General features: G+C 46.8%; 24 protein-coding genes. 13 read left to right on the top strand and 11 right to left on the bottom strand.

What is annotated here, in order from left to right:
* The first annotated feature begins 23 nt into the window (after nucleotides 1–23).
* From LEPBO_RS0133495 to LEPBO_RS0133485, 3 genes are all read left to right on the top strand, one after another.
* The gene (locus tag LEPBO_RS0133495) at nucleotides 24–506 is read left to right on the top strand and encodes a hypothetical protein (protein WP_017291965.1); all 483 of its coding nucleotides are present in this window, start codon (nucleotides 24–26) and stop codon (nucleotides 504–506) included.
* 112 nt (nucleotides 507–618) lie between these two features.
* Nucleotides 619–1683, top strand: coding sequence for a PDDEXK nuclease domain-containing protein (locus LEPBO_RS0133490; protein ID WP_017291964.1), 1065 nt, complete (start codon nucleotides 619–621; stop codon nucleotides 1681–1683).
* A gap of 88 nt (nucleotides 1684–1771) precedes the next feature.
* A complete protein-coding gene (locus LEPBO_RS0133485) occupies nucleotides 1772–2122 on the top strand; it encodes a hypothetical protein (protein ID WP_017291963.1) in 351 nt (116 codons plus the stop codon).
* Here the strand turns inward: LEPBO_RS0133485 and LEPBO_RS0133480 are convergent.
* The gene (locus tag LEPBO_RS0133480; RefSeq protein WP_017291962.1) at nucleotides 2110–2640 is read right to left on the bottom strand and encodes an OadG family protein; all 531 of its coding nucleotides are present in this window, start codon (nucleotides 2638–2640) and stop codon (nucleotides 2110–2112) included. The two genes, LEPBO_RS0133485 and LEPBO_RS0133480, sit on opposite strands and share 13 nt — an antisense overlap.
* Nucleotides 2641–2830: 190 nt before the next feature.
* Between LEPBO_RS0133480 and LEPBO_RS0133475 the strand changes: the two genes are divergently transcribed.
* A complete protein-coding gene (locus tag LEPBO_RS0133475) occupies nucleotides 2831–3079 on the top strand; it encodes a hypothetical protein (protein WP_017291961.1) in 249 nt (82 codons plus the stop codon).
* Here LEPBO_RS0133475 and LEPBO_RS0133470 read toward each other — a convergent pair.
* From LEPBO_RS0133470 to LEPBO_RS0133455, 4 genes are all read right to left on the bottom strand, one after another.
* A complete protein-coding gene (locus LEPBO_RS0133470; protein WP_017291960.1) occupies nucleotides 3076–3351 on the bottom strand; it encodes a hypothetical protein in 276 nt (91 codons plus the stop codon). The genes LEPBO_RS0133475 and LEPBO_RS0133470 overlap by 4 nt on opposite strands.
* A 341-nt stretch (nucleotides 3352–3692) precedes the next feature.
* Complete coding sequence (locus tag LEPBO_RS0133465) at nucleotides 3693–3974, bottom strand: Hsp70 family protein (protein WP_457920332.1); 282 nt, start codon at nucleotides 3972–3974, stop codon at nucleotides 3693–3695.
* A gap of 15 nt (nucleotides 3975–3989) precedes the next feature.
* Nucleotides 3990–6860: a serine protease gene (locus LEPBO_RS0133460; RefSeq protein WP_017291958.1), complete on the bottom strand. Its 2871-nt coding sequence runs from the start codon at nucleotides 6858–6860 to the stop codon at nucleotides 3990–3992.
* Nucleotides 6861–6921: 61 nt separating this feature from the next.
* Complete coding sequence (locus LEPBO_RS0133455; RefSeq protein WP_017291957.1) at nucleotides 6922–7254, bottom strand: CU044_2847 family protein; 333 nt, start codon at nucleotides 7252–7254, stop codon at nucleotides 6922–6924.
* A 196-nt stretch (nucleotides 7255–7450) separates the two neighbouring features.
* On the opposite strand from LEPBO_RS0133455, the gene LEPBO_RS45520 reads away from it, so the two are divergent.
* Nucleotides 7451–7675 (top strand): site-specific integrase, encoded by a 225-nt coding sequence (locus LEPBO_RS45520; RefSeq protein WP_081614833.1) that lies wholly within the window; start codon nucleotides 7451–7453, stop codon nucleotides 7673–7675.
* 44 nt (nucleotides 7676–7719) lie between these two features.
* Here the strand turns inward: LEPBO_RS45520 and LEPBO_RS39295 are convergent, their stop codons facing one another.
* The 4 genes from LEPBO_RS39295 to LEPBO_RS43160 all read right to left on the bottom strand — a co-directional run bounded on the left by LEPBO_RS39295 (nucleotide 7720) and on the right by LEPBO_RS43160 (nucleotide 13136).
* Nucleotides 7720–8721: a tyrosine-type recombinase/integrase gene (locus LEPBO_RS39295; RefSeq protein WP_017291955.1), complete on the bottom strand. Its 1002-nt coding sequence runs from the start codon at nucleotides 8719–8721 to the stop codon at nucleotides 7720–7722.
* A 99-nt stretch (nucleotides 8722–8820) separates the two neighbouring features.
* Nucleotides 8821–11289: a S8 family peptidase gene (locus tag LEPBO_RS0133440; RefSeq protein WP_017291954.1), complete on the bottom strand. Its 2469-nt coding sequence runs from the start codon at nucleotides 11287–11289 to the stop codon at nucleotides 8821–8823.
* A 45-nt stretch (nucleotides 11290–11334) separates the two neighbouring features.
* Nucleotides 11335–12321 carry an AAA family ATPase gene (locus LEPBO_RS0133435; protein ID WP_017291953.1) on the bottom strand — a complete coding sequence of 329 codons (987 nt, stop codon included), beginning with the start codon at nucleotides 12319–12321 and terminating at the stop codon, nucleotides 11335–11337.
* A gap of 656 nt (nucleotides 12322–12977) precedes the next feature.
* Nucleotides 12978–13136 carry a hypothetical protein gene (locus tag LEPBO_RS43160; RefSeq protein ID WP_017291952.1) on the bottom strand — a complete coding sequence of 53 codons (159 nt, stop codon included), beginning with the start codon at nucleotides 13134–13136 and terminating at the stop codon, nucleotides 12978–12980.
* A gap of 229 nt (nucleotides 13137–13365) precedes the next feature.
* On the opposite strand from LEPBO_RS43160, the gene LEPBO_RS43785 reads away from it, so the two are divergent.
* Complete coding sequence (locus LEPBO_RS43785) at nucleotides 13366–13647, top strand: hypothetical protein (RefSeq protein WP_017291951.1); 282 nt, start codon at nucleotides 13366–13368, stop codon at nucleotides 13645–13647.
* A gap of 20 nt (nucleotides 13648–13667) precedes the next feature.
* Nucleotides 13668–13982 (top strand): hypothetical protein, encoded by a 315-nt coding sequence (locus LEPBO_RS0133420; protein ID WP_225903992.1) that lies wholly within the window; start codon nucleotides 13668–13670, stop codon nucleotides 13980–13982.
* A 3-nt stretch (nucleotides 13983–13985) separates the two neighbouring features.
* Here LEPBO_RS0133420 and LEPBO_RS39285 read toward each other — a convergent pair whose 3' ends face one another.
* Both LEPBO_RS39285 and LEPBO_RS0133410 read right to left on the bottom strand, forming a co-directional pair.
* Nucleotides 13986–14381, bottom strand: coding sequence for a calcium-binding protein (locus LEPBO_RS39285; protein ID WP_242049423.1), 396 nt, complete (start codon nucleotides 14379–14381; stop codon nucleotides 13986–13988).
* A 37-nt stretch (nucleotides 14382–14418) separates the two neighbouring features.
* A complete protein-coding gene (locus LEPBO_RS0133410; protein ID WP_017291949.1) occupies nucleotides 14419–14970 on the bottom strand; it encodes a hypothetical protein in 552 nt (183 codons plus the stop codon).
* Nucleotides 14971–15114: 144 nt separating this feature from the next.
* On the opposite strand from LEPBO_RS0133410, the gene LEPBO_RS39275 reads away from it, so the two are divergent.
* The 6 genes from LEPBO_RS39275 to LEPBO_RS39260 all read left to right on the top strand — a co-directional run bounded on the left by LEPBO_RS39275 (nucleotide 15115) and on the right by LEPBO_RS39260 (nucleotide 26050).
* Nucleotides 15115–18012: a phosphorylase family protein gene (locus LEPBO_RS39275; RefSeq protein WP_017291948.1), complete on the top strand. Its 2898-nt coding sequence runs from the start codon at nucleotides 15115–15117 to the stop codon at nucleotides 18010–18012.
* Between the two features lie 13 nt (nucleotides 18013–18025).
* Nucleotides 18026–19204, top strand: a complete 1179-nt coding sequence (locus LEPBO_RS0133400) for a tetratricopeptide repeat protein (RefSeq protein WP_017291947.1) — start codon at nucleotides 18026–18028, stop codon at nucleotides 19202–19204.
* Between the two features lie 5 nt (nucleotides 19205–19209).
* Nucleotides 19210–20967, top strand: a complete 1758-nt coding sequence (locus LEPBO_RS0133395; protein WP_017291946.1) for a tetratricopeptide repeat protein — start codon at nucleotides 19210–19212, stop codon at nucleotides 20965–20967.
* Between the two features lie 65 nt (nucleotides 20968–21032).
* Nucleotides 21033–22490 carry a tetratricopeptide repeat protein gene (locus LEPBO_RS39270; protein ID WP_017291945.1) on the top strand — a complete coding sequence of 486 codons (1458 nt, stop codon included), beginning with the start codon at nucleotides 21033–21035 and terminating at the stop codon, nucleotides 22488–22490.
* The gene (locus tag LEPBO_RS40615) at nucleotides 22399–24564 is read left to right on the top strand and encodes a tetratricopeptide repeat protein (protein WP_017291944.1); all 2166 of its coding nucleotides are present in this window, start codon (nucleotides 22399–22401) and stop codon (nucleotides 24562–24564) included. Before LEPBO_RS39270 ends, LEPBO_RS40615 begins: the two co-directional genes overlap by 92 nt.
* Nucleotides 24530–26050 (top strand): tetratricopeptide repeat protein, encoded by a 1521-nt coding sequence (locus LEPBO_RS39260; RefSeq protein WP_081614831.1) that lies wholly within the window; start codon nucleotides 24530–24532, stop codon nucleotides 26048–26050. Before LEPBO_RS40615 ends, LEPBO_RS39260 begins: the two co-directional genes overlap by 35 nt.
* The last annotated feature ends 102 nt before the right edge of the window (nucleotides 26051–26152 follow it).

Below are 26152 nucleotides of genomic sequence, written 5' to 3'. Positions count from 1 at the left end.
CAAATTGCTGATTTCACACTTGCATGGGAATTGATTGGAAAAAAGTTCGCCTGCCCTCGACCAGACCCCAGCGGTTTCAATCCGGTGCCCTGCCCCGACTCGACCATTGGAAATTCCTTGTGCTTTCTAAACTACTCAACGAATCTGGCGCGTCGCTGATGCGGGATGCCGTTAATCTGTGGCTGGAGCATTACTGGGAGGAAAACGAACAGCGATTAGAGGTCGAAGCCCAATCCCGCAACATTCCCGTTGAACGGCTCTTTGAGTTGCTCTGCCAGGACGGCTTTGACCTGAATTCTCCGACCCCGATCGCTGACCTAGAGCGGGGCACCTCGGTTGAGCAAATCACGACCGAGACGATGCGCCGGTTAATTGAAGGTGAAACCATTCCCAGCGCCAACGTAGCGATCGCGGCCAGCGGTCTCGGCATTCCGACCCAACAGTTCATCGACTTCATCAAAAAAGCCAAAGGCGGCATCAGCGGTGATGTTGATACCCCGAAATAATGGAGCTTTGCAGTAGCGCGGAACAGCAATTCGCTCGTTCGATTACAGCAAAAGCTTGTCGTTTTCATGAAATCTGCGATGCTGAAACGAGCACCCCTTACCCCGATTCACCGTGTCTGACAGCCTCTTCCCCGACATTCAAAAATACGATGAATTTCTCAGCGCCCTGAAATCGCGCATTCGATCGGCGCAGCTCCGCGCGGCGATCGCGGTGAACAAAGAGCTTGTGCTGCTGTATTGGCACATCGGCCGTGAGATTCTTACCCGTCAGGCAGAGGCAGGCTGGGGCGGCAAGGTGATTGAACGGCTGGCCAAAGATTTGAAGCGGGAGTTTCCTGACATCAAGGGATTTTCCCGCACAAACCTGCTATACATGCGGGCTTTCGCTGAAGCCTATCCCGATGAGGAATTTGTCCACCAGCTCGGTGGACAAATTCCGTGGAAACATAACTGCGTTTTGATGGACCGGGTGAAAGACCCAGAACAGCGCGTGTGGTACATCCGTCAAACTATCGAAAATGGGTGGAGTCGCGCCATTCTAGAAATGCAGATTGAAAGCAATCTTTACCAGCGACAAGGTGGGGCTGTCACCAACTTTGAGAAGACCCTGCCGAAACCACAGTCCGACCTGGCGCAGGCTCTCGTGAAGGACCCATACAACTTTGACTTTCTCTCTTTAAATAAGGCAGCACAAGAGCGCGATCTTGAGCGAGGGCTGGTTGGACACATCCGCGACTTTCTGCTGGAACTTGGCTCTGGCTTCAGCTTTGTCGGCAGCCAGTACCCGATCGTCGTCGAGGGGCAGGAGTTCAGGATTGACCTGCTTTTCTACAATTTTAAGCTTCGCTGCTTTGTGGTGATTGATCTGAAGATGGTGGAGTTTCAGCCTGAGTTCTCCGGCAAAATGAATTTTTATGTGTCGGCTGTCGATGCCATCCTGAAGCACCCGGACGACCAGAAAACCATTGGCATCATCTTGTGTAAGTCCAAAAAACGGATGGTTGCTGAACTCGCGCTTCAAGGCATGACGCAGCCGATCAGCGTCTCCACACACCGGATCGGCGGTGATGCTGTCCCACCCCAGCTTCAAGAAATCATTTCCAGCGTGGAGCAGTTGGAGATCGAACTCGAAAGTCATCGCCCGATCGAGGTTGATTCAGCCGATGAGAATGAGTAGGCTGCCAAAGTTATACCTCAATGGGGAAAAGGGTTCTCAAATACCAACCGCTGCATCAAACCATTGATGCTGGGTGAAAGGTCACACGATGAATGACAGTTCTGGTTTATCGCGTCTTTCCAACAAACAGAAAGAGGCTTTAGGTTCCATCTACTGCGGCGACACAGGACGCGGCTACGCACAGAAGACCCTTGATTCTCTAGAAAAGAAAGGTTTGATTGTGTCGCAAACCGTAGCTGAAAGGCAGGGCGTCTTTGTGTTTACCCATAAAGAATATTATGTGCCGTTAAGCGTGCATTACGAAGTGACACAGTATTTTGCAGCCCAGTATGATCAAGAATGCGAAGCGACATTCGATACTGTTCAGGAAAAGGAAGGTTCGAGGATCTCCTCCATCGAACCCCTTTCCCAAAGTGCCACAAGAAATCAAAGCAACTGAGCCTGCAAATCCTCAACTCGAACCACCTTCTTGCTATGCAACGTGTAGCGTCTCACATGGTCGGGAACGGTACTTTTAACATCTGATACTCTGACAACCGTGCGCCCATGCAGCGTATAGCGACGAACACCATCTAACGAACAATCAGATTCAGACAAACTATTGACATGATCAGTTTCAGTGGACAATGGCAACTCTGAAACAGTGCGATCGCGTTCTTGTGTGTTTGTTTCAGCAGAGCTATCCGCGATCGTGTTCTCAACGTCACGAGAGTCAGTTGTGAGATCGGAACTTGGCAAACTTTGAGGATGGTCGATTGCGGCCGCAGGTTCATCTGAAACACCGACATCTGCGTTTGCTGGTTCTGTAGCGCTTACTTTCGCCGTTGCGCGCGCTTTCAATTGGGCATCAGCTTGCTGATTGCAAAACAGTACAAAACTAATCGCAAAATACAAAAATCCTAGAACCAAGACGCCTACTGCCGCGTAGGTTAGAGCGGAATCAATCATTTCCAACATCTTCAATTCTCCAAAAATTACAGGGTGTAGCGGGTCCTGATCGAGAGCGACAACTTGAAACGAATGGCTCTCGAATGAAATCAGTCTATCGCAGGGTAACGCGGGAATAGCAGCGTTTTAACAAAGCTTTACAATGTGATTCACAGGATAACGAGGGAATACAATCATAGAAAGACACAAGACCAATAAAATGAGCAATCCAAAGCCTACACAGACCGAACGGTTTAAACAACATCAATTTAAACGGGAATCCACGGTCGTGCTTTCCGATCGCATCACGGGCACCAAGCTGCCTGTCGCGCCGATTAACGTTGAAGCGATCGTGGATGCGATGCCCAATAAAGCGGCGTTTCTGCGTCAAGCCGTCATTCACGAGCTGAGCGCGATCGGACTACTCTCAAAATCTGATGCTGAAGAATTGATCAAGTCAGGCGGTTAATTCACCGCAGCCGTTCCATCCACAGTCAAATGATCAGGGTATGATTCCTGCAAAGTCGGGTAGATCCCGTGCGGATTTTTCTTGCCCACTTCTTGCAGGAATTCTTCAAGTTCCTGGGCCTGTTTAAGCGCGTGCTGAGTCTTTTTTAACAATGCTGACAAAGATAGATCTCCAGCTTCAAGCCATGAAAGCATCGTGGGTTTGAATACGTCTGACAAGGCGCTGTCCGCGTTCTTAATCAAGTCAATCAGTTCTTCGCGTTGCGCTTCCATCACGATGCACTCCCTTAAGGCGTTGCATTTGATATGCGATCGACGGCGAGAAAGCGCAACTCAAAACTGCTGCCTGCAAGCAGATGCTTTTTCCCGGTTCGTGGAGGTATACCCGCGAACCGAAGGCGTAAGCGCTACGCTCCGTGTAGAGATCGAAACAGATCGAGGTCTAGATCTGAACGTTCCCTATCTTTGATCAATACATTTTCATTTAGACCGTAATCGCTGTAACTCTTGTCGAAAAAGCACTTCAGCCAATATTATGTTCTGCAACAGCATCGCTCAGACGACTCGAAATTGACTTGTTTTGCATGTTGTCGCGCCATACTCGTTGCCAGCGATTAGGTCTCTAGCAGAAAAAATAGGAATCCATCTATGTTGACAGTAAACGTTACTTCAATCTGAGGAATCCCTTTTGGTGCTGGTCGAATCCCACCAAGACGAAATGTACCAAGGCTAATATTCTCGTGAGTAAATTTTTGATTGGCTCTTAATACGTGTATTTCTATATTGCTTTGCCCATCTACCGCCGTGCTGAAAATTTCTACCTTTTGAGTAGGTAGAGGAGTATCCCGTAAAATTATTGGTGTCATAACACCACCAATTGTTTCAACCCCTAGTATTTCCTGAGTGACTCCCTAATTTGTAGCAATTTGCTGATCTGAAGTGCTACTGTCCGCAACAATCACCAAGTAAAGGTTGCCACGTTGTTGATTGTGCGGATCAACAGACCCTTTTCCTAAAACTCTGATTACTCTACCCGGCTCTCCACCTGGAGGAATACGAATAGTAAAGGTCTCACTATTAAAGCCCACTCTTCTCTCTGTACCATTTTGCATCTCATACCAATTCAATCTAATTTCACCCTCAGCATCGAATTGAGTTCGGCTTTCCTGTGCAGATTTCTCTTTGTTCTTCTCAACAGGTTTTGCTAATAGATTTAAGGCTAACTTGGCAGCATTTATAAGTTTCAAAGGTCCATTATTTAATGCTTCTATTTTTGTCGCTAATTCACGAATAGGTTGCTGGTTCTGATTGTTAAGTTGATGGTACGCCATAGGACCAACTTCCTTAAACGAGCTTGCAGCAGTATTTAGCGTCGCTGGATTGCCTGAGAGAATAGCTAAACCGAACTTAAATGCTGTTAATGCAGCAACACCTAGTCCAACTCTAAGATTTTCTTTCAACTTCTGATTATCTGACTTATTTTCAAGACGAGTTTTTTCTTCTTGCAATGAACGTATTTTGCCTCTGTAAAAATCTTCACGTTGAACAATTTCTACAAGAACTGGAGTTGCTTCTCGAATCCTTAACTCTCCAGCAAGTCGTGCAAGATAAGTTTTCTGTTGGAAGTTCTCATTTTTATCGGCGAGTGCTTGAATAATTTGAGAATGTGAGTGTGAACCAATTTTCTTGAAAGCTAATAATAGTGAGTTTTCAAGAGAAGATGGATAGTTAGTCTTCAGTAAGTTTAGTAATTGACCAACAACAAAATCGTTATGTCTCAATCGTGACTCTGAATTCAAAATTGAATCTACAGCAATAACGGGATTACATGGTATTACTCTCTTGAGGAGTTCGATTAATTTAGTGTCTTCCGTAGGAAGTAACTGGTGAAAATATTTTACTGGCTGTTGCCATACCTCTGATAAATTGCTGCTATCAGCCTTTGGCGAAGGGATTGCTTTTGAAGGATTAACCATCATGTATGTCGCAGCGAAATAGTCTCTGAAAAATTCATCTGAAAATCTGTAATAAGCACCTTCTTGTCTCAACAAACTGGCATGTACCGCTGCATTAATAACAAGGTTTAAGTTCGTCAACTCTTCACGTTTAAATAACCAACCAAGAAGCCCAACTGCTTCTTTCACAATTTCCTTATAGTCAAGTGATACTTTTTGACGTGAGAGCAATAAAAAAGCTAAATGCCCCAGCATTACCTGCATGATAGAAAATTCCGGCAATTTATTCTGTTGCTGTCTCTCTCGCTTCCATACAGTATTCGCAAAGTCATCTAAGATCAAAGCCTCTGTATTAGGAACTTGTCCACTACTTACATAGATTTTTACTAAACGCTCAATAAAGTAGGGTTTATCTAAAATACTTTTCAGTTCATGCTGATTACGAACTGCCTCTACAAAATCACTTACCCCAAGTTGAGACCCCTGCCCCTCATCAATAAGATGCTGGATTAACTTAGTAGCGATTAGTTCCCAAGCATCTATTTTAAGCTTACCGATATAAGCTGTTGGTAATCCTAAATCTAGTTCACTGGTGTATGCTGTGTCTCGACAAGCGACAACCACATATCTTGGACTACGCTGCCCTTGAATCCAGCTTCTAACTGCGTTAACCTTTTCGAGCTTATCTACACCCATCTCATTAAGCCCGTCGAGAAAAACTATCACTTTTCCATTTGATAGCATTTCATCAAGTGGGGTTTCCAAATTCCAATTCTTTTCTAGAAGGTTTCTGAAACCTTCTAAGTAACTAGTGTTTTTATTGTCGATTGTCTGTGGTCTAATCCATTCATCAGAGAGATCCACAAAAAGCGGTATAGTACCCTTACCACTTTTCAAACGTGCTTGTGCTAGCTTTATTGTGATGTGTTGCAATGAAGTAGTTTTTCCGCTTCCCAAATCTCCTAAGAGAATGAATCGTGAATGCACAGGAAGAATTTCTTCAATTCCTACTTTGGTATCTGTGATCAGATAACCATCATCAATACGTGCGCTTGATTCTACATCGCTAAACTCACTCGACCATTTAATCCCATGCTTGATATGAGGTTGCGGCTTACCTGCTTTGACCCTTATAGTGATAGCAGGAGGTTCATATGCAACAATTCCTGCAAAGCATTGTAGATCCTCAACCAACTGAGAAAGATACTGTGACTCAGATGTAGCAATTAACTCAATAACCTGAGTCCAACATTGGCGAAGAGTAGATGCAGAAATCATAGTTGCACCACGAAGTGCATCAGCTTTATTTATGATTCCAACCCATCCCTGAAGGTCATCATTCCATACAGGCGAACCACTAAAGCCTTTCTTTATAAAGTACGCGCTGTTCGGGTTACTTTCTACTTGAATTAAACCATCAGTTTGCTTACCACGAATCTCACCATATGACCAAACTCCGTTATTGTAGTAGTCTGGGAAACCGTAGACCCGAAATGTATCCCCTGACAAGGAATTATTACTTATAAATTTAACTGGAGGAATACTCTCAAATATCTCAGTCAAAATCTCAAGTCCAGCGAAATCAATATTATCCTGGGGGAATATCTCTACCACTCGAACCTTGATAGGAAAAGGTTTTTCATAGATGAAGACCATAGCATTTAATTCAATATCACTATTTCGATCTTCAAAATTATGCCCAACTATGTTTGTTATTACATGGGCACAAGTTACTATATGCCTCTTACTTACAAGAATACCAACGCCCTCTGGAGTACCATTCTCATTGCAAATACAGACAACTGACTTGATAAGTTGTTCTTCCATAATTAAGCCTCGATATCCTTACTCATAAGTTGCTGAACGGAAGTCTTGATGATAGTTCTGTCTACTTGACATGTTTCCATGTCAGTTTAACAACATAATTACATTCAGCACTTGCTGCTGCCAGGACTGCGCCTGCCTTTGCACTCAGCTTAACCCCGAATTCAACAGACACTTCATCTGGACGAGTTGATAGGTTGGATAACTTCCCAATTATTGCCTCTGCAACTGGTCGAACATTATCTAAAGCCTCTGAAAGCGTCTTCTGAGCTTGCACAATAGTATCGGCAGTTCTTCCCACTGGCGCTAAACCACCTGGTGTTGGTTCGACTACCTCAACTAAAATCGTCTGCCCATCATCGAGCTTATACTCGATGAGCCGATTCAAATTATCCATTCAGCTCCTTCCTCAGAATGTAAGCAACTGTAAAGCTTAACAAGCTTACAAGGCTATTGCTATGGCACTCTAACAGTTTATTCATTGAAGAGTACAAAGTTCACTTATAGTTGACCGGAAAATTAACGGGCTTCACTAAAACTTTGCACATCTGGCGATCGCACTCAACCGTTAACCTCTTGGTTACGCCCAACCGATAGTCGATCAAATTCATGCTGTCGCTCGTCTTGAACACCTCAGCGATAAAACTGAAAAGGCTTATCTTGGATACATTCGAGATTTTTATGAGTTTCATCATCGTCGTCCCCCTCGCGAAATGGGAGCCGCCGAAATAAGTGCCTACCTTACACATCTCGCCGTCGATCGCAAAGTTGTCCTAAACAAAGGAGGACGAGGGGTGAAAAGTCCACTCGATCCTTGAATGACGACTCTCGATCCCTACACTCCGAACCGTGCAGCCTGCCGCTAAGGTGAAGGGATTTGCCCGCTGGCTTTGAGGATGGTCATCTGCGCCGCGTGGATTTCCTGCTTGTTGGTGTAGCGTCGGAAGCTGCGCCGATCGCGGTGCCGGGTCAGCTTCATTGCTTCCGCTTCCGGTACACCGTACTGAATCATCAGGTTTGTCGCATAGGTGTGGCGTCCTCGGTGAGAGTGCAGGTCAATCCCGGTCTCTGCTTTGAGCCACTGCATCAGTTCATCAATCCCCCAGTAGGTCAGGCGCTGATGTGCGTTCTTCGTGCGATTCGAGTAGGACAGGAACATCGGGGCATCGGGTGCAAGCTCTGCACTTGGCGGCGCTGTTCGCCAACGCAGGTAATTCTCAAACACTGTTATTCCGGCCGGCAGCAGAACCACCCAGCCGATACTGTTCGCCTTGGCTTTACGGATATGTAGCTGCTTCGAGTCGTACCCTGCCACCTCCCGCGTCTGATAATCGCCGATGTCCAGGCTGACCACTTCTTCAGCTCGCATTCCGTGCAACAGCGCCATCACGATCGCGGCGTTACGTTCAGGAAAGCGCGATCGCGCCACGGCGGCGAGAATTTGATCCACTTCACGATCGCGGAGTTCTTGCGACTCCGCTTCTTCGGCTTCCGGCAACTCCACTTCCAGCGTGGGATTCATGCTCAGGTGCCCCGACTTGACCATCCAGCCGTAGAATGATCTCAGCGTTCGCAGAATGCGTCGGATTGAGTTTGACGCAAGCTTGCGCTCCTTGGTGAGGTAGGTTTTGAAATGAATGACCTGACGCTGGGTGACGGCTCCCCACGGACGATCGCTCCACTCCATGAAGGTCTGCAAGTCCTGCCGGTAAGCTTTGGCGGTATTTGGCTGAATGTTTCGCGCTTGCAAGAATGATTCGACATAGGTTTCCCGTACATCAGTGGGAGGCGCAACAGGGATGGGCAGAAGCGCAGGGGAAGATGCAGGGATAACCAGTTGTGGCTGTGGTATCGGCTGACGCATGGTAGAGGAGTGATCTCGCCACTACCCATAATACGTCGATACCACCCAGAAACATCGGGTTACAGTTCAAGCGATTTGGAATGTTAATAGCGTCTACCGCTAGTACTCATTCTCAATCACAATTGTTTGCTTAACAATGTTCTCAACAGGGGTGTAAATGTCAGCTCCTGTCGGGACACGGATGGAAACTATCAACGTATAAGGTGCAAGCATACTCCAAGCGTCGAGATTTGGTTTTTCCTTCCACCATCCACTGACCGGGTAGACGCCAATCGCATCTTTTGTTGCCAAATCAGCCGCAGTACCACGCCAGATATCAGAGTGAAGCGAGCCGCGATCCCGCAACATCTGACCTAGAACCCATCCCTTGTCACTTCCAGAAGACGTTAAACTCTCTTCAGCATCGCGTGCTTCTTTGTTGATTCTCTTCTTGAATTCTGGAACGGACTCAAGCGAATTCTTCACAGAAAATCTCAGTCCGTGCGAAGCGTAAGAATGCCGTCGTGTCCATCCTCGCTCTCCGGGATTGGGCTGAATAAAGTAAGAAAGCGTGATATGAAGTTCCACCTCCGCTCCGCCGAGTTTCTCAAGTTCCTTTTTCGGCCAGGGGAGCTTGTGGAAATTCATCTGATAGGTCTTAATCTCGCCATCCTTCTTCCAAAATGGCTGAAATTGATCCTCCATGATCATCGTCAGGTCGTGTTTTGCACTTTGAAGTGCGCGATCGAGGCTTGGAACACCAAAGCCGTAGCGCGCCAGAAGGTGAGTTCGCTTTTGGGTTTGCGTGACTTTCGTGGGCAAGCGATCCAGCATGGCGGGTGTCCATCTGGCTGAATGAACCATGAGTGCCCGAACGGTTTCGGGTAAATAATCAGGATGTTCAGACAAAATTTGCGCCGACATTCGCGTTGCCAGCGCGGTAGCAGCACTGGTGTCACTTAGAAAATCGAACTGCCGCGCCATCGGTTTATGGTGGGTTGTGAGCAATCCTAAATCGTCAATAACCATGCCTGCCGAGCTGCCGTCTGTCGCTAGGTTCCCGCCTTCAAAAACCACGTCGGGGCGAATGGGCCATTGTGAATGCCATAGGGTTGAAGTCCGGCTACGGGGACAGAGATCTCCACCGGGCGCGATCGCTTGATAATGTTTGTAGTGCGGTGTTGTAATGTTAACTTTTTCAGTGTAGGCCCCTACCACCAGCGCATTCCAAGCCTGTGAGGGATTTTCGGCGGCTTCAGTATCGTTTCGATCGAGATATTCATTCGGTAGAATCTCGTCTCGAATGTTCCCGACTGGCAGAACAATCAACCGGCGCGTCTCGTTGTCCTCAAAGCACAGTTTATCAATTGCGGCTGACCAAGACGAAGGACACCCTGTATTGTGACCTGAGCTTGTGACTGCCATGCAGATTACGCGCTTGCGGTGTGGTGCCTGAATCTCGACTCTTGCGATCGCTTCCCCGGTGATTGCTCCGTAAAGGTCTGGATCGTTTTGCCCGACCGGAGGAAGAATTTTCACCGATTCAAGCTGGTATGTGAGTTCAATCGGCTGTGTTGAAGCGAGCGCAGCTTCGAGATCACCATAAAGGACGACGCCTGCCATCGCAGTGCCATGACCACAGTTTGGGTTATCACCTACACCCCACGTAGGATCAACGCTATGCATGTCGTTAGAAGCAAGACTTTTTTCAAGAAGCGAATGGGAGCGGTTAGACCCACCATCCAGAATGGCAGCGGCAATCTGGTCAGACGTGGGATAGAAGAGCTGACGCTTCAGGGCTTCAACCCAGTCGGCTTGCTCCAGAACCTCTAATTCCTGAAAGTAAAAAGAAGGGTTATCTTTAGCAATCCTCAGCTCCGCAATGCCATCAGTGTTGCGAATGATGGTCGCGATCGTCGTAATATTCGTGAGTGCCAGCAGAATTTCCCGTTCCGGGAACGAAAGCGAGTGGCTTTTTACTTGAAAGTTGAGCTTTTCTGCAATTTCCAGAAAATCAGCTCTACGATCGCGTTTCAGCCAGACTTCCCACCAGATGGTTTGATCAGGCGGCGGATAAAGCTCCTTTCGGTCAGTAAAGAGCGATCTAACCGCTCCCAGTCGAATATCATCTAAGCGCGTAACGAGTCCCTGGTTTTGCGGCTTGTCCCACTTGGAGTTCTTATCCCGGTAGTTCTCAATCTTCTTGAGAAAATGCTTCGCAGCTTTGTCAGGAACAAAAACTGTGGCGTGAATCAACTTGTCATCCGTCTCCGACAACCGAACTGCGCGAAGCTCAATCTGCTTACGTCGATCATCCAACGAAATCTCTTTAAATTCTTCTTTGTTAACCGTAAATTCTAGATAAAACCCGGACTCTCCGTAAGTTAAGTCTTTGACGCGAAGGCTGCGCTCATTCGCTGCTGCTTCTAATGCCGTTTGAAGGCGACTCGTGAGGAAATTTGCATGACTGATGCGATCGCGTTCAGGAGGAGGGTCTGAGTCGCCGCCGCCTTTTGGACGAGTATAATTTGCGGCACTGGAAGTCCCTTGCAGATAAAAATGTGGCAAGTCGGAAAAAGGTTCAGCCATCGGTTGCGCGACACTCCTTGAACACTATCTTTATTAATAGCGAATTCAACGGAATGTAGCATTTTTACGTTCAATGAGGCTATCAATAAGGAGTTGTTCCAATATGACTTTTTTTTCTTCCAGCACTGTGGCTTTCACGGTATCTTCGATGGCACGAATGATTTCAGCCTGACTCAGCCCTTCAGCACCGCCAACAATTGGCTGCCAGTCAGACCAGGAAGCTTTGAAGTTAGAAATTCGAGTTTGAATAAGTTGTTGAATCACGCTGGGTGTAGGCAGCTCATACTGGATTACATCATCAAACCGCCGAAATAACGCCTTGTCCAGCAATTCAGGGTGGTTGGTTGCCGCAATGATCAGACTGGGACTTTGATCATTTTCCAGAAATTGCAGGCATGAATTCAAGACGCGCCGTATTTCGCCAACATCGTTTACATTGCTGCGCTGTGCTCCAATCGCGTCAAATTCGTCGAAGAAATACACCCCACGAGTAGCGGACATCGCATCAAAAATTAGCCGGAGCTGGCTCGCCGTTTCTCCCATAAACTTGGTGATTAACGTGTCGTAGAGTACGGTAAAAAGCGGCAACTGGAGTTCACCTGCCAAGACCTCAGCTGTCATGGATTTTCCCGATCCAGGAGGGCCAACCAGCAAAAGTTTTCGACGGGGGCTAAGATTATGTTCCTCTAATCGGCGCCTATTGATGTTTTCATGAATGACTCTCTCCAATCGTCTACACAGATTTGCGTCCAGCACCATGTCACTCAAGCGCATCGTTGAATAACGAGCCGACAGTAGGGTTGCCAGTTCCCCTTTGGGTTGGATCAAGGGAGTGGGACCTGACTTCGTTCCTATGTTTGGCGAGCGGGATTGTTTGGCGCGATCGATTAAGTCCCGGATTTCCTGAGCGACCCTGGAATGCCCTTGCTTTGCTTCATGGGCAGCAACTTGCATCGCAACAGTATAGAACTGTTGTTCCTCGCCTTCGATGTGGCTCTTGAGGAGCGCGATGACTTGCTGGGCAGTTGACATAAGGATTCCAAATCGGGAAGCAGAACGCTTAAGAGGCGCTCTGAAATTCTATATTGTTCATGCAGCCGTAGAGGATAAATGCGTTACATCCTCCTTTTGGATTGATAATGCCTCGTTTTAGATCAAGCGTACCAGTCTATAGTGACACTTTACTCATAACACTGTGTTAACGAAGTTCACGCAAAAAATCAAAATTGAGTTATAAAGCCGGTTTGCTCAGTGCCCCTAAATCAAAAATTGATAAATTTCAACAACAGAAAGAATTGGGCAGAGTCGGTTCGATTCACTTGATGTAGAATTTTGCTAATTAATGGTCTTACATTTGTCTTAGTCTTACACCAGATATTTGCATCGTATATTTGGGATAAAATGTAGCAAATAAGTGTAAATACTTATCTTTAACAGCGAAGATCTAAGCATTTCTGGTTCATTCTTTCCTTAATCGTCACGGTCATGGCATAAACAGGACGGGCAAAAATACCGCAGAAATGTCGGAAATGCGCGATGCTGGCAATGGACGAAGTTCACGCCCTGCATGGCGCGACGGGCGATGGCTGCCACGACCCAAGGTATGCTGATGCGATCTCTTTGGAGTTTGCGTTTGAGTCGATCAATAGACACTAAAAATTCTCGCCCTGGCTCTTCTCCTAGTTGCCTTAGTTTTCTTCAATCAAACTCTCGATCGAAGCAATATCTTTGGTTTCTTTAGCAATCGGGAATTCCAAAAACGTTCCAAATTCTTGCTGAAGATATTTTCGGGCGATCGTCGTTCTGCCAACTCCCCCTTTAGCTTGGATTGACCTTTGCCAGAACAAACCCGAACGTTCCGGTTGGTCGCTGACCTTTGGAGCAACTTGTGCTGAAGCCGCTGCTGTTTGCCTGGACGATCAGGGGCATCAAGAGAGTGTCGCATTGCAAATTGATGGCATCCAATCCTGCACCATTGAACTTCAGTGGAATGCGATCGAGATACTATTCGACGCTTCAACGCTGACCAGGAAGTTGCCATCGAGTACAGGGCTTACGGCATTGCCGCACTGAATCATGCCTCGCCTCAGCAACCTCACCATTATTGAGCGATCGGTCAAAGGAAAAGGCTTTGGCTTCGATTTCTGGCTTGGCTCCATTGATGACTCAGACACCCCGTTCCAACGGAAAGCCCGTCTGGAAGTTTCAGGCATTCGTCAAGGTTCTGAAACCCTCCTGCAATCCAGGATTAATATGAAGCTAAGGATCAGCCTTTCAGACACGGTGGCTCCTGGCTACATTGCAGTGGTTAAATTTGGCACCCCCAAAGCACGGCTCGTGGAAAAATGCAGGATGTAGAAACCCTTCACCGAGAAGCAATGGAACTGGTTGACCAGGCAGTTCTGGCTCGTCAACGGGGTGATGCTAAAGCGGTAAACGCTCTCTCCAGAGCCGCTTTTACGAAAGAACGGGCTGCTGCTGATCTCGTTGCTAACCAGTTTGACCTGGAACCCACTCGCTCTGTATTACACCGCAGTGCCGCAGTCTTGGCGATCAGGTGTAATCAATTTCGAGATGCAGAACGCCTGATCGGACGAGCACTGGCTGGCAATCCTCCCGATGACATTGCCGACGAACTCCGCGACCTATTGCTCGAAGAAATCTACTCCCAACGTCAAGCAATCGGGCACTAAACCCTACCCAAACTCATAGCCCTGAGATCCAGTAGTGCCAGTCGGCGGTGCCTTTGGCTCACACAAAGTGTTCGCTTGCTGCGTTTCTGCATCTGCCTCTGGAGCCTCTAGCTGAATCAAGGGCACTCCCAGCGTATCCCCCTCACAGTCAATCTTCACAAACATCTCCTGCTCGCACTCATCCTCCGGTGCCATACCCACCCCCTCCACAGTTGTGCCTTCTCTCAAAGGAGAAATGCGTCGCTTACTGACACAGATTGCTGTGAACGGAAACTGCATCGTATCCTGCAAATAGTAGTACCAGCCCATCGCCTGCTCTTCCGACCCATAGGCATCCACCACAACTTCCATCGTGATGCGCTCTTCCCGCTCCTCATCCCGTTTTCCCTCCCCCATCATAGACTTTCCCTACTGAACCGTACACCTGAACTAAACATCAGCGTCCCTCACCCAGGTCAGCATAGATAAACGTCTCAACTCCCAGCACAATCAGCAACAGAAGCTCTACCCAGGATAGAATCGTCACTCCTACAGGTGGCTTGGGAACCAGAAACCAGAACGCCCCCAGAGCAATCAGCCCCGAAGCGACAAACGTAATTTCATCCACAATCAACTGCTGAATTTTACGGCGCTTGCGATGTCTATCATCCCGGTGAGCAACCTCCCAACCAAACAGGGTTTCCAGATCCTCGTAGCCCGTATGCTCTTTCACCTTATCAACCAGCTTGTAGCGAATGTACCTGCCGATCGCCGAAATCTTTTCATCGTTGACCACATAGGTCCAGCCCAGAATTAGGCAGACCCAGGGAACCACCAGCAAAGCATAATAATTGCTTGCATTAGAAACCGCAAACGAGATGATCGTGGCAAACAAGCCTAGCGTCACATAAAGCAGGTTGTCCCGAAAGCCGATCCGTTGCGCCTGCTCTGACTTCAGCTTGTCATATTCCTTGAAGAAGATTTCAAGAATCGGGTCTTTATCGCTCATGATTGGCTCCCTCTCAAATCCTGCCTCTATTGTGGATTATGAGAAGCCATCCCTCAGCCAGCCAAAGAAATTCTCTAAACTGTGGGCAATTCAGATTTAAACCGCCAAAATAGTGAGTATTCAGGTTTCTCGAGGAGCCAGCCTATGCCTCGTGCGGTGATACTGACTGCTTTACCCGTTGAATATTCGGCTGTCCGTGCCCATCTCACAGATCTTCAGGAGGAAACGCATCCTCAAGGAACAATCTACGAGCGGGGAAAATTTTCAGGGAACGAGCAGGCGTGGGAAGTTGGGATTGCCGAGGTGGGAGCCGGGAATGCGGGAGCAGCCGTCGAAGCAGGACGGGCGATCGCCTACTTCAAGCCCGACATCCTTTTCTTTGTGGGCATAGCTGGAGGCATCAAAGATGTTGCGATCGGCGATGTCGTGGCAGCAACAAAAGTTTACGGTTATGAATCTGGCAAAGTCGGAGAGCAGTTCTTTACCCGCCCTGCGTCAGGGCAATCGGCTCATGCATTAGTGCAGCGAGCTAGAGCAGAGGCAAGAAGAGGAGAGTGGTTGAAACGGCTGTCCAATAGTCCGATTCCGCAATCTCGTGTGTTTGTAGCTCCCATTGCTGCCGGAGAGAAAGTTGTTGCCTCGAAAGAATCGGATGTTTTTAACTTCATCAGAGCGAGTTACAACGATGCAATTGCCGTTGAGATGGAGGGGTTTGGTTTCCTCAGTGCAGCTTTTGCCAACCCTGAAATCAAGGCGATCGTGATTCGGGGTATATCTGACCTGATTCAGGACAAAAACGCGGATGATCCTGCGGAGGGCACTGAGGATGAGCGGCAGGACAAGGCAGCCCGTAATGCTAGCGCATTTGCATTTGAGGTATTAGCAAAGTTCCAACTAAGCGCCTCAACCATTTCCCAAATTCAAGAAACCCAACACAATTTAATTGGAGTGTCAATTCCAAAGTTAGAGGCTAAAGAGGATACTATGATTGATTTTGCTATCATTACCGCAATTAAGATTGAGCGATTAGCTATCCTAAAAGTCCTTGAAATTGACGAGGCAAAAGATCGCGTCCGAAAAGGTTCTCGCACATACTGGAGGAAACGCCTACTGCTCAATAATGGTAGGTTTTACGAAATTGTTGTAGCACAATCCTTGGATATGGCAAGTGTGAACGCAGCTATTCTTACCAATGACACATTACATCATTGGGAACCTGCTGTGGTACTTATGGTGGGGATTGCAGCTACTGCTAAATCCTCATCAAAGCAACATCTTGGAGATTTAGTCGTCGGAAAAGAGATTTACTACTATGAGATGGGTAAGGTGACCTCGGAAGGTAAACTTCCCGAACCTAAGCAAATTCCTGTGGATGCTACTCTCCTGGATCGAGTGCAGGCATTGCCTGAATCCATTTTTCCAATTCTTGCCGATCGCCCTGATAGAACTCAAACTCGTCCTAAACTCGGTCTAGGGGTAATTGCTTCGGGCGATAAAGTGATTGCAGATGCAATGGAGCGAGACAGAATTGCTGCTGTGAATCGAAAAATCATGGCAATTGAAATGGAAGGTTACGGTGTCATCGCTTCTACCTGGCAAAGTTTTGAACGAGTTCGCTGCTTAGTGATTCGTGGTCTTTGTGACTACGCAGATTCCAGTAAAAATGACGAATGGCATGATTATGCTGCTGCTGCTGCCGCAGGCTTTACTAAACATTTCCTGCTCGACGAACCTTTAACTCCCAGAAACCCAGCAGGTGATTTGGTAGGTAATAAACCTGGTTCAAATATTGATAACGGAATAGTTCAGAGTAAAAATGTGCCTGAAGTTGGTTCTCCCAACTTTTTTGCTTACGATAATGCTTGGGTTGGTCGGGATAGCCTGATTCAGGCGTTAAGCGATCGCATCCGTGGTAACTGCCGTCTGCTGATTCTGGTGGGTATCACAGGAATTGGGAAAACGGCTCTGGGTGAGCGACTGGCGGTAGAAGTGAGTGACTGGTTTGGAAATGACTGGTCCCACTATCACCAGGAGAACTTTGACGATGAGCAGCAGACCTCGGACTTTGCCAGTGTTGCTGCCCGCTGGTTAGAAAAGTGGGGAGAACTGATTACACCTGACGATCGCAAAGACCCCCAGCGACTATTGGAACGTCTCATCAAACACTTGTGTGAGAATCGCTACCTGATCCAGATGGACTCTCTGGAGAATATTTTGCAGGGTAACGAAGAGGAAGGATGGAGTGACTTCAAAGATAAATGGTGGATCAAGCTCTTTGATCGCTATCTGAAAGCAAATTCCTGTGAAAGCCGTTTCATTCTGACTTCTCAGGACTTACCTGGACATATTGAGGATGCAGGTAAGCGATCTTATAATTTCTGGTACTGTCAGCCGTTGAGCGGTTTGGAAAAACCAGAGCGGATGGCGTTATTTGAAAAAACGGAACTAGATATTGCCCCCACTTCGGAAGGCAGACCTTATTTGGAGCGAGTTGGGACTGCCTATGAAGGACACCCTTTAGCGCTACGAGTCATCGCGGGTGAAATTAAGAACAAACCCTTTGAGGGCAATGTTATCGCCTATTGGAACAGATACGGTAACGAGATTGAGGAAGTCGAGAAAGCGCTTGCTGAAGCTCAAGAGGGAGTTTCTGTGGGAGCCGATGATAAATGGCAATTGGATCGATTTACGAAGACGCTGAGGAGAAACGTGCAATCACGTTTAAACAAAACCTTTAAGCGACTGAAAGAAGACTCAAAATGGGCTTACATTATGCTTTGCGAGGCATCGGTTTACCGTTGCCCAGTTCCTGAAGATTTTTGGTTAAGTCACCTGGAGGATTGGGATCGGGATGAAGAGGAACAAAGAGCAGCGTTAGATGCGCTGCGCGATCGATATTTAATTGAAGAATTAGTTGATAGTAGCGATCAATATCTGTTGAGACAGCACAATCTGATCCGTAGTGTTTCATTAGAGAATTTGCGAGGGTTGGATACGCTAGAAAATATAACGGTACCAAGATTTGAAGACAGACTTACTTAGTGAGGTGTAATGCATGAGCAACTTGCCTGCTTCCACAACACCTGTACTGTCAAGTCTTGATATCAAACCGGAGCGCGACTTCAAGACGCTTACTCTAGGTCAAAAAGCGCATTATCGAGCTGTTATTAATTGGCTCACTAAATACACTCCATCTCCGGAGGCTTCCAATCTTGAGAAGGTTCGTGGATATTTAGAGGCTTTCCATCATCTTTGTGAAGTGCAAGATTGGGAAAGGGCTAACATCATACTGCGTCTTCCTTTACAGAATGAGGTTACTGGAACAACTTATGAGCTAATTCACCAATTAGAAATTTGGGGTTATTATCCTGAACAGATGGCGATGTACACAAGTTTAATTATGGAAGAAGCACCTTTAGATGTGCGCGTGATATCTCTTGTTGGGCTGGGAAATGTATATGGACATCTTGCAAACTACTCTCGTGCTATTGACTTTTCTCAGCAAGCCTTGGAACTATCGCGGCAGAGTGGTAATGTTTCAGGTAGAGCGACTGCTCTCATCAATCTTGGTATTGCTCATGCAGGTTTTGGGAACTTTAAGCAATCAATTGCTTTTTTGCAAGAAAGTTTGTCAACTGCTAGACATACTGGTCTTCTTAAAGAACAAGCCAAGGTACTGGGAAACCTGGGTAATGTTTACGGAGATCGGCGACAGTTTCAGAAAGCAATTGACTACCTGGAACAGAGCTTAACACTTGCCCGTCAAAGTGGAGATCGACTTATAGAGGCTCAAGCGTTAGGCAACCTGGGTAATATCTACGCGTATCTGCATCAATATGATAGAGCAGCAACTTACCTCGAATACTACCTGATTGCATCCCAGGAATTAGAAAATCGAGCTGGACAGATTATTGCTCTCAATAGTTTGGGTGAACTTTACCGACGAACTAAACAGTACGATCAAGCAATATCCTGCCTTGAGCAAAGCCTATTTATGGCACGGGAAACTAGAGAACTTTCCAGTGAAGGAGTTGCACTGGGAAACTTGGGGTCTGTGTATGGGTGGATGGGCAAGTACGAGCAAGCCATTGAGCTTCATCGACAAGCATTAATCGTTACGCAGAAGATTGGGGATCGCCAAGGAATCTTCCTTGCCCGACTCAATCTGACATTGACTCATCTAGTTCTAAGATTTCTCAAGCTTTGGCACAGGCTTAGTCAAAGGAGGGAGTAGAGAAAATGTTCTCAGTTGATATCCTTCCTTCAAGCGAATTAGTACTGACCGAACTGGGAATTAATCCAGATGCTTCGGGATCAATGCAGGTTTCACACTTTCAGAAAGTACAATGTCGAGCAGTCATCAATTGGCTTACCAAATACAAGCCGTCCTCAGATGCTTCTAACCTGGAGAAAGTGCGTGGCTACCTGGAAACCTGCCACCATTTGTCTGAACTTGAGAACTGGAAAGCCGCAGGCAAAATTCTTTCTATTCGCCTGAATACGCCCACCAGAGATGAGTTCCATAATCAACTCAATACCTGGGGCTATTATCGTGAGCTACTCGACTTGTTCACTCAACTCCTCGGTAAGCTCAATTCTACTTGGGAGATGGTTCTGCTTAATGGTTTAGGCAATCTGCATAACTCTCTTGGAGACTACAACACCGCTATCCAGTACCAGCGCCAACACTTGGCAGTTGCAAAAGCCAGCAGCGATCGCCAGAGTGAAGGATTGGCATTGGGAAATATTGGGTTAAATCTCTACTTTCTGGGTGACTGCCATCAGTCAATTCAATATTCTGAGCAAAGTCTGGCAATTGTGCGAGAAGTTGGAGATCGTCGTGCAGAAAGTGCGGCGCTAGGAAATTTAGGACTAGCTTACGATGCTCTGGGAGACTATTCCAAAGCCCTTGACTATCAGCAGCAACGTTTGGCGATCGCCCAACAAATTGACGACTATCGAGGACAACGAGAAGCCTGGGGCAACCTGGGATTAACGTACAACAGCCTGGGAGACTATACCAGAGCCATTGAATGCCACCAGCAGAGTTTAGAGATTTCACGCAATATCAGCGATCAATTCGGCGAAGGGCAGGCATTGGGAAATTTGGGACTTGTGTATGTCAGCCAGGGGAATTACATCGGTGCTATTGAATATCATCAGCAAAGCCTGCAAATTGCCCGGACTATCGGTGATCGCCGGGGTGAAAGTGCCAGCCTGGCAAATCTGGGCAACATTGCTTACTACTTGGGACAATACCGGGAAGCTCTTGACTTCCATCAGCGCAGTTTAGTGATCTCTCAGGACATTCAGGACCGTCGAGGTGAGGCAAACTCACTGGGTAGTTTGGGAAGTATTTATGATGCATCAGGCGATTACGAGAAAGCGATTGCCTACCATCAGCAGCAAATGGCAATTGCAAAGTTAATTGGCGATCGCGATGGAGAAGCCAGTGGATTGGGCGCTTTAGGCAATGCCTTCCTTTCTATGAGCGACTATGAGCAGGCAATTGGCTACTTTCAGCAGTATCTGCAAATGACTGAAGCCATTGGCGATCGATCAGGCAAAGGGGTAGCCCTGGGAAGTTTGGGCAATGTCTACTTCTCATTGGAAGAATATCAACCCGCCAGCGAGTACTATCAGCAACGCCTGGAAATTGCTAGGGACATCGGCGATCGACGAGGGGAAGGCAACGTTCTGTGCAATTTAGGGGCGGTGGCGATCCGGTTGGAACAGTATTCGCAGGCGATCGAGTATTTGCAGTCGGCATTGGAGATAGCAATCAGCCTGAAGACCCGTTATATTCAAGCTGTAACGCTTCAGAACCTTGCCGCTGTTCATCGCAGGCTGTCCAGATATCAGGAGGCTTTGGAGTATTGCGATCGTGCCTTGGAGATTGCTACAGAACTAGAAATTCCATTATTGCAGGAATGCAAGGAACTTAAAGAGATGCTGCTGAATGAACAATTAGAAAGGAAGAGTTCCGAAGACGGCTAATCTTGTTCAGGCTGAGCAGGCACTGTGTTTCACTTTCAGCGTTGCAAAGGGAGCTACAGAAAAGTATGAAAAGAGTTCTACCCTCTGATGTATCAGTTCTTGAACAGATAGGGATTGACCTGCGATTACTCAAAACCATTCAGCCTTCAAAACGCTCCCATTACCGGGCGGTTGCAAACTGGCTAACCCAGTATCGCCCCACAAATGAAGCTATTAATCTGGAGCAAGTTCGTGGAGGGATAGAGGCATTTCATCATCTGTGCGAGGTCAGGGACTGGCTTGGAGCAAAGGAAATAATAAATTTACGCTGCAACACCCCTACCTATGAAAAACTGCACCATCAGCTTGGAACCTGGGGGTACCAGCGAGAACGAATTTTGCTCTACGAAAGATTGCTAGGACATTTAGAACCTGCGTGGGATGTCATCTGGCTGGATAACTCAGGGATTGTTTACTGCGCTTTGGGGCAGTACCAAACGGCAATTGATTATCACCAACACAGTTTAGAACTGGCTCAACAGATGAACGATCGCAAGGCACAGGCACGATCGTTGGGCAATTTAGGCAATGCTTTATCCTATTCAGGTCAGTATCAGACCGCACTGGATTATCATCTCAAGGTTCTGGCAATTGCCAGAGAAACTAAGAATCGTCCAATGGAGGCAACAACGCTGGGCAACCTGGGTAACACCTATGAAGCGATGGGAGAATACCAGCAGGCAATTGACTACTATCAAAACAGTTTAGCCATTGCCAAGGAGCTTGGCGATCGGCATGAAGAAGGAAGAGCTTTGGGGAATTTGGGTAGTACTTGTGAAGCTTTAGGACGCTATCAGAAAGCGATCGATTGTCTGCAACACAGTCTGGCTATTGCCCGTGACCTTGAAGATCGCTCTGGAGAATGCTCAACGCTAGAAAGTTTAGGAACTGTTTATGAAGCATTAGAGCAATACGAACAGGCGATCGCGTACTGCAAACAAAGTTTAGCGATTGCCAATGAAATTGGCGATCGTGCTGTAGAAGGTTTGAGTTTAGGAAATTTAGGTAGCCTCTACGAAATTCTGGGTGATTACGACCAAGCAATTACCTTTGCTCAACTAAGTTTGGCGGTTGCCAGGGACATTGGTGATCCTGAAGGAGAAGCCAGAGCACTGGGGAATTTAGGGAGTATTTATGCAGCGCAAGAGCAATACCAGCAAGCGATCGACTGTTATTATAATAGTCTAATCATTGCCAGAACCATTGGTGATCCTCAAGGAGAAAAGCGAGCACTGGGAGATTTAGGAGGAATTTTCTATGCTGTAGGTGATGACGATCAGGCAATTCACCACTATCAGCAAAGCTTAACCATTGCAAAAACACTTGGAGATCCAGTCAGCATAGATAGCATCTCAGACAATTTAGCGATAATCTACTATTCTCTTGGTCAATATGAACAAGCAGCCGAATGTCTCCGTCAAAGCTCCGTCAGAAAAGACATCTCAGCACGAAATCAATCCGGCAGATCTGACTCTACCGGGTAAAAAACTTTTGACTGAGATTGAAGCTGCTTTAATTGCACAGGAAGTTAAACAGCGACACTCTCCCCACCGTGCCCATTTCACAGCCATCAAAAACTGGCTTGGGAAATATCAACCTCCAGCAGGCGTTTCCAGTCTAGAGCAGGTTCGAGGATATCTGGAAGCTTTCCATCATCTTTGCGAAATTGATGCTTGGAGTCAGGCAATTAGCGTTTTTCAAATACCACTCAATACGGCGACTGCGGAAGAACTGCACAACCAATTAGCCACATGGGGCTACTATTCAACCCAAATTGAACTGTATACCACGTTGCTAGCCCATGTTACTTTTGAATCGCAACCAACACTACTGATGGGACTGGGTAATGCCTATGCTGATTTGGGTGATTACCAGCAAGCATTTGACTGCCACAAACAGAGCCTGGAAATCGCACGAACTACCGGTAATCGCCTTGAGGAAGGACGTGCTCTGGGTAATCTGGGCGTGCTTCTCTACAACGTGGGAAGCTATGACGAAGCAATTGGTTGTCAGAAGCAACGCTTAACCATTGCCCAAGCAATTCAGGATCAGCATGGAGAAATGAATGCTTTGACGAACTTGGGATTGAACTACCACAGTCAGGGTAACTACGATAAAGCGATCGACTTCCATCAACAAAGCTTGACCATTGCTCGGCAACTTTACGACCGTCCCGGTGAAGGACATGCTTTAGGAAATTTGGGGATTGTTTACTATTCGTTGGGGCACTATGAGAAAGCCATTGAGCATCAGCAGCAGCGTCTAGCCGTCGCGCAACAGATCAGCGATCGCCCAGGAGAGATGAAAGCATTAGGTAATCTGGGCAACGCTTATCAATGTGTTGGTCAGTATAACGAAGCGATCGCTGTTCTTGAAGACTGCTTAAACATTGCTCGTGAAATCGGGTTTCGTCAAGTCGAAGGCTACGCTTTAGGTGGTTTAGGAAGCACCTACTGGGCTTTAAACCAGCGAGAGAAAGCACTGGACTACCATCGACGGCATCTTGCAATTGCCCAAACAATTCAAGACCATTTGGGACAAGAGCAGGCGTTGAAGACTCTATGTGATTGCAATGCTGCAAATCAGAGCTATGCCAGTGTCATTCATTACGGCGAACAGCATTTGGAATTTGCTCAGGATCGAGTTAAAAAAGCTCAAACTCTTCTCTATCTCAATCGTGCCTATCGTGAGATGGAGCAGTATGATCTCGCCATCAAGCGGGGTGAGGAACTTCTCGCCATTGCCCAGGCTGTTCCAGGTCATACCATAGAAATTCAGGCGTTAGATGCATTAGGTCGAACCTATTTTCAATTAAAGGCATATGTCACTACACTAGACTTCCAGCAGCGCCGATTATCAATCGTGCAATCCCTTGATGATCAACCTCAGGAAATGGCAGCATTCTGGGATCTGGGAGTTACCTGCGATGCCCTGGAGAAATATAGTCAAGCGATTGAGTATTATCAACAACAGCTATTTATTGCTAGAAGGCTGGGCGATCGTCCGATAGAAGGTGCGGCTCTAAATAATTTAGGACATGCCTTTGCTTCTCTGAAAGACCATGAGCAAGCACTTCATTGTCACCAACAGTATTTGACGATCGTACAGGAACTAGGCGATTGCCCTGCTGAGATCAGAGCCTTAGCTAATTTGGGTAACTCCTCTTATCAGTTGAAACATTACTCTCAGGCAGTTGAGTTTCACCGACAGGGTTTAGCGGTTGCGGAAGCTATCAGAGATCGTTACGAGGAGGGTAAAGCTCTTTACAATATCGCAGCTAACCTGGGAACTCTGGAGCAGTATGAAGAGGCAATGGCAAATTTGAAGGAGGCACTGGGATGCTTTATAGAGGTGGGTGATCGTCACCTTGAAGCTCTGGTGCTTTATGACATGGCAGAAATTAATTCTGAACTCACGAATCCTGAAAAAGCTTTTTCCTGCTGCGATCGCGCTCACTCTATAGCTACAGAACTTGGGATTTCATTACGCCAAGAATGCGATATGCTGAAAGAGAGGTTGCTCAATGAACAGTCAAATGCAACCAATTCTGGAGACTGATGACCTTACTCAGGCTGGGCAGGTGATTCTGTCCTACCTGAAGATTGTAGGTACCGATGGACGGTGCAGTGGTACTTCACGCACAGAGCGTGCTAACTATAAAGCTGTCAAAAATTGGTTGACAAAATACCAGCCTGATGGAAAGACAACAAATTTAGACCAAATTCAGGGTTTGTTGGAATCGTTTTACCATCTGTGTCAAGTTACTGCATGGGAACAAGCGACGGAGTTACTGCTGCTTCGGCTCAACGTCGTCAATACAAAATTACAGGGTTCGTTGATTGACCCATTACACCTACAGTTAGGGCGATGGGGATATTACACCGTACAAATACAGCTATATAAACAACTATCAGGGCATTGCTCTCCAGATGGTGAGATGATTTGTTTGAATGGATTAGGTCTAGCTTACCAGAGTTTAGGTAATTATTCTAGAGCGATTGAGTATCACTCTCAACACTTAGACCTTGCCAAGCAAGTAAAAGACGCAGAAGCAGAGCAGAACGCACTGTGCAATCTGGGAAATGTTTATGGAGCAGTAGGGCAATACTCTACGGCAGCCACCTTCTATAAACAGGCACTTGGTCTGGCACGTCAATTAGACGATCGCAGAGGAGAAGGCAAACTTTTGGGCAACTTAGGCGTATTACAACGGTTAGAGGGCAACTTTGAGGAAGCAATCGCTTATCATCAACAACACCTGCACCTTGCCATAGCACTTGATGATCAGGATGGACAAGCCAACGCTCTGGAGAATCTGGGGGTTGCCCACTACTATCTTGGAGTCCACGATATTGCCAGAGATCTCTTCCAGAGCAGTCTGCGAATAAGTGTTCAGATTGGCAATAGGAAAGCGATCGCAGCCACTCTGGGCAGTTTAAGGAATGTCAGCACTGCGCTTGAACAGTTTCAGGAGGCTCTTCAGTACTATCAGCAGCAACTTGAGATGTCTCGCGAGATTGGCTACCTGGAAGGTGAAGAGAAGGCTTTAGGAAACATTGGCACAGTATATAAAGATCTGGGAGATTATGAAGCGTCTTTGGAATACCTGCGTCAGAAATTGGTCCTCGCTCGCCAACTTCAAAGCCAGGAAAGTGAGGCTTACGCCCTCAGCAACATAGGTAACACCTACACCTGTATAGAAGACTATGAAAAGGCAATTCGTTGCCAGCAAATGAGTGTCGAAATTACTCAAGAAATTGGCGATCGCTGGGGATATGCAGCGGCAACATGCAATCTAGGCGATGCCTATCGATTATCCAGACAGTTTGATCAGGCAATCTCTAGTTTGCTGAATAGTCTGCTTGTATTTGACTTGCTGCAAGCCTCTCAAATCGAAACTGTCATGGTCCTACTCACCCAAATCGCTTTTGAGATCGGTATCGAAAATTACATTGAGTTTTTGGAAAGGCATCTGGAAACAATTCAAGAAATACAGGGCGAAGAGGCTGTATTTAGATTAAGAAGACATTTATTTGATGAGTAAATTCGCAGGTACAAGTAGGCGAATCTCTGAGGTTCTGACAAAATAGTTGTAGCTCCTAATACGAAGGTATTTGCGAATGCTCGTGCAGTCATTTTAACCGCT

The sequence above is a fragment of the Leptolyngbya boryana PCC 6306 genome (assembly GCF_000353285.1).
Taxonomy (GTDB): Bacteria; Cyanobacteriota; Cyanobacteriia; order Leptolyngbyales; family Leptolyngbyaceae; genus Leptolyngbya; species Leptolyngbya boryana.
Note: the sequence above shows the minus strand (reverse complement) of the source record. Positions and strands in the feature narration are given on the sequence as shown.

Bases quoted from the DNA above. Each gene is read 5' to 3' on its own strand.
- LEPBO_RS43785 (WP_017291951.1), top strand. From the start codon at position 13,366: ATGCCTCGCCTCAGCAACCTCACCATTATTGAGCGATCGGTCAAAGGA.
- LEPBO_RS0133480 (WP_017291962.1), bottom strand. From the start codon at position 2,640: ATGTTGGAAATGATTGATTCCGCTCTAACCTACGCGGCAGTAGGCGTC.
- LEPBO_RS39260 (WP_081614831.1), top strand. From the start codon at position 24,530: ATGAACAGTCAAATGCAACCAATTCTGGAGACTGATGACCTTACTCAG.
- LEPBO_RS0133475 (WP_017291961.1), top strand. From the start codon at position 2,831: ATGAGCAATCCAAAGCCTACACAGACCGAACGGTTTAAACAACATCAA.
- LEPBO_RS0133395 (WP_017291946.1), top strand. From the start codon at position 19,210: ATGTTCTCAGTTGATATCCTTCCTTCAAGCGAATTAGTACTGACCGAA.
- LEPBO_RS0133495 (WP_017291965.1), top strand. From the start codon at position 24: ATGGGAATTGATTGGAAAAAAGTTCGCCTGCCCTCGACCAGACCCCAG.
- LEPBO_RS0133440 (WP_017291954.1), bottom strand. From the start codon at position 11,289: ATGGCTGAACCTTTTTCCGACTTGCCACATTTTTATCTGCAAGGGACT.
- LEPBO_RS39270 (WP_017291945.1), top strand. From the start codon at position 21,033: ATGAAAAGAGTTCTACCCTCTGATGTATCAGTTCTTGAACAGATAGGG.
- LEPBO_RS0133485 (WP_017291963.1), top strand. From the start codon at position 1,772: ATGAATGACAGTTCTGGTTTATCGCGTCTTTCCAACAAACAGAAAGAG.
- LEPBO_RS0133435 (WP_017291953.1), bottom strand. From the start codon at position 12,321: ATGTCAACTGCCCAGCAAGTCATCGCGCTCCTCAAGAGCCACATCGAA.
- LEPBO_RS39275 (WP_017291948.1), top strand. From the start codon at position 15,115: ATGCCTCGTGCGGTGATACTGACTGCTTTACCCGTTGAATATTCGGCT.
- LEPBO_RS0133420 (WP_225903992.1), top strand. From the start codon at position 13,668: ATGGAACTGGTTGACCAGGCAGTTCTGGCTCGTCAACGGGGTGATGCT.
- LEPBO_RS39285 (WP_242049423.1), bottom strand. From the start codon at position 14,381: ATGATGGGGGAGGGAAAACGGGATGAGGAGCGGGAAGAGCGCATCACG.
- LEPBO_RS0133400 (WP_017291947.1), top strand. From the start codon at position 18,026: ATGAGCAACTTGCCTGCTTCCACAACACCTGTACTGTCAAGTCTTGAT.
- LEPBO_RS0133455 (WP_017291957.1), bottom strand. From the start codon at position 7,254: ATGGATAATTTGAATCGGCTCATCGAGTATAAGCTCGATGATGGGCAG.
- LEPBO_RS40615 (WP_017291944.1), top strand. From the start codon at position 22,399: ATGAACAAGCAGCCGAATGTCTCCGTCAAAGCTCCGTCAGAAAAGACA.
- LEPBO_RS0133470 (WP_017291960.1), bottom strand. From the start codon at position 3,351: ATGGAAGCGCAACGCGAAGAACTGATTGACTTGATTAAGAACGCGGAC.
- LEPBO_RS39295 (WP_017291955.1), bottom strand. From the start codon at position 8,721: ATGCGTCAGCCGATACCACAGCCACAACTGGTTATCCCTGCATCTTCC.
- LEPBO_RS0133410 (WP_017291949.1), bottom strand. From the start codon at position 14,970: ATGAGCGATAAAGACCCGATTCTTGAAATCTTCTTCAAGGAATATGAC.
- LEPBO_RS0133460 (WP_017291958.1), bottom strand. From the start codon at position 6,860: ATGGAAGAACAACTTATCAAGTCAGTTGTCTGTATTTGCAATGAGAAT.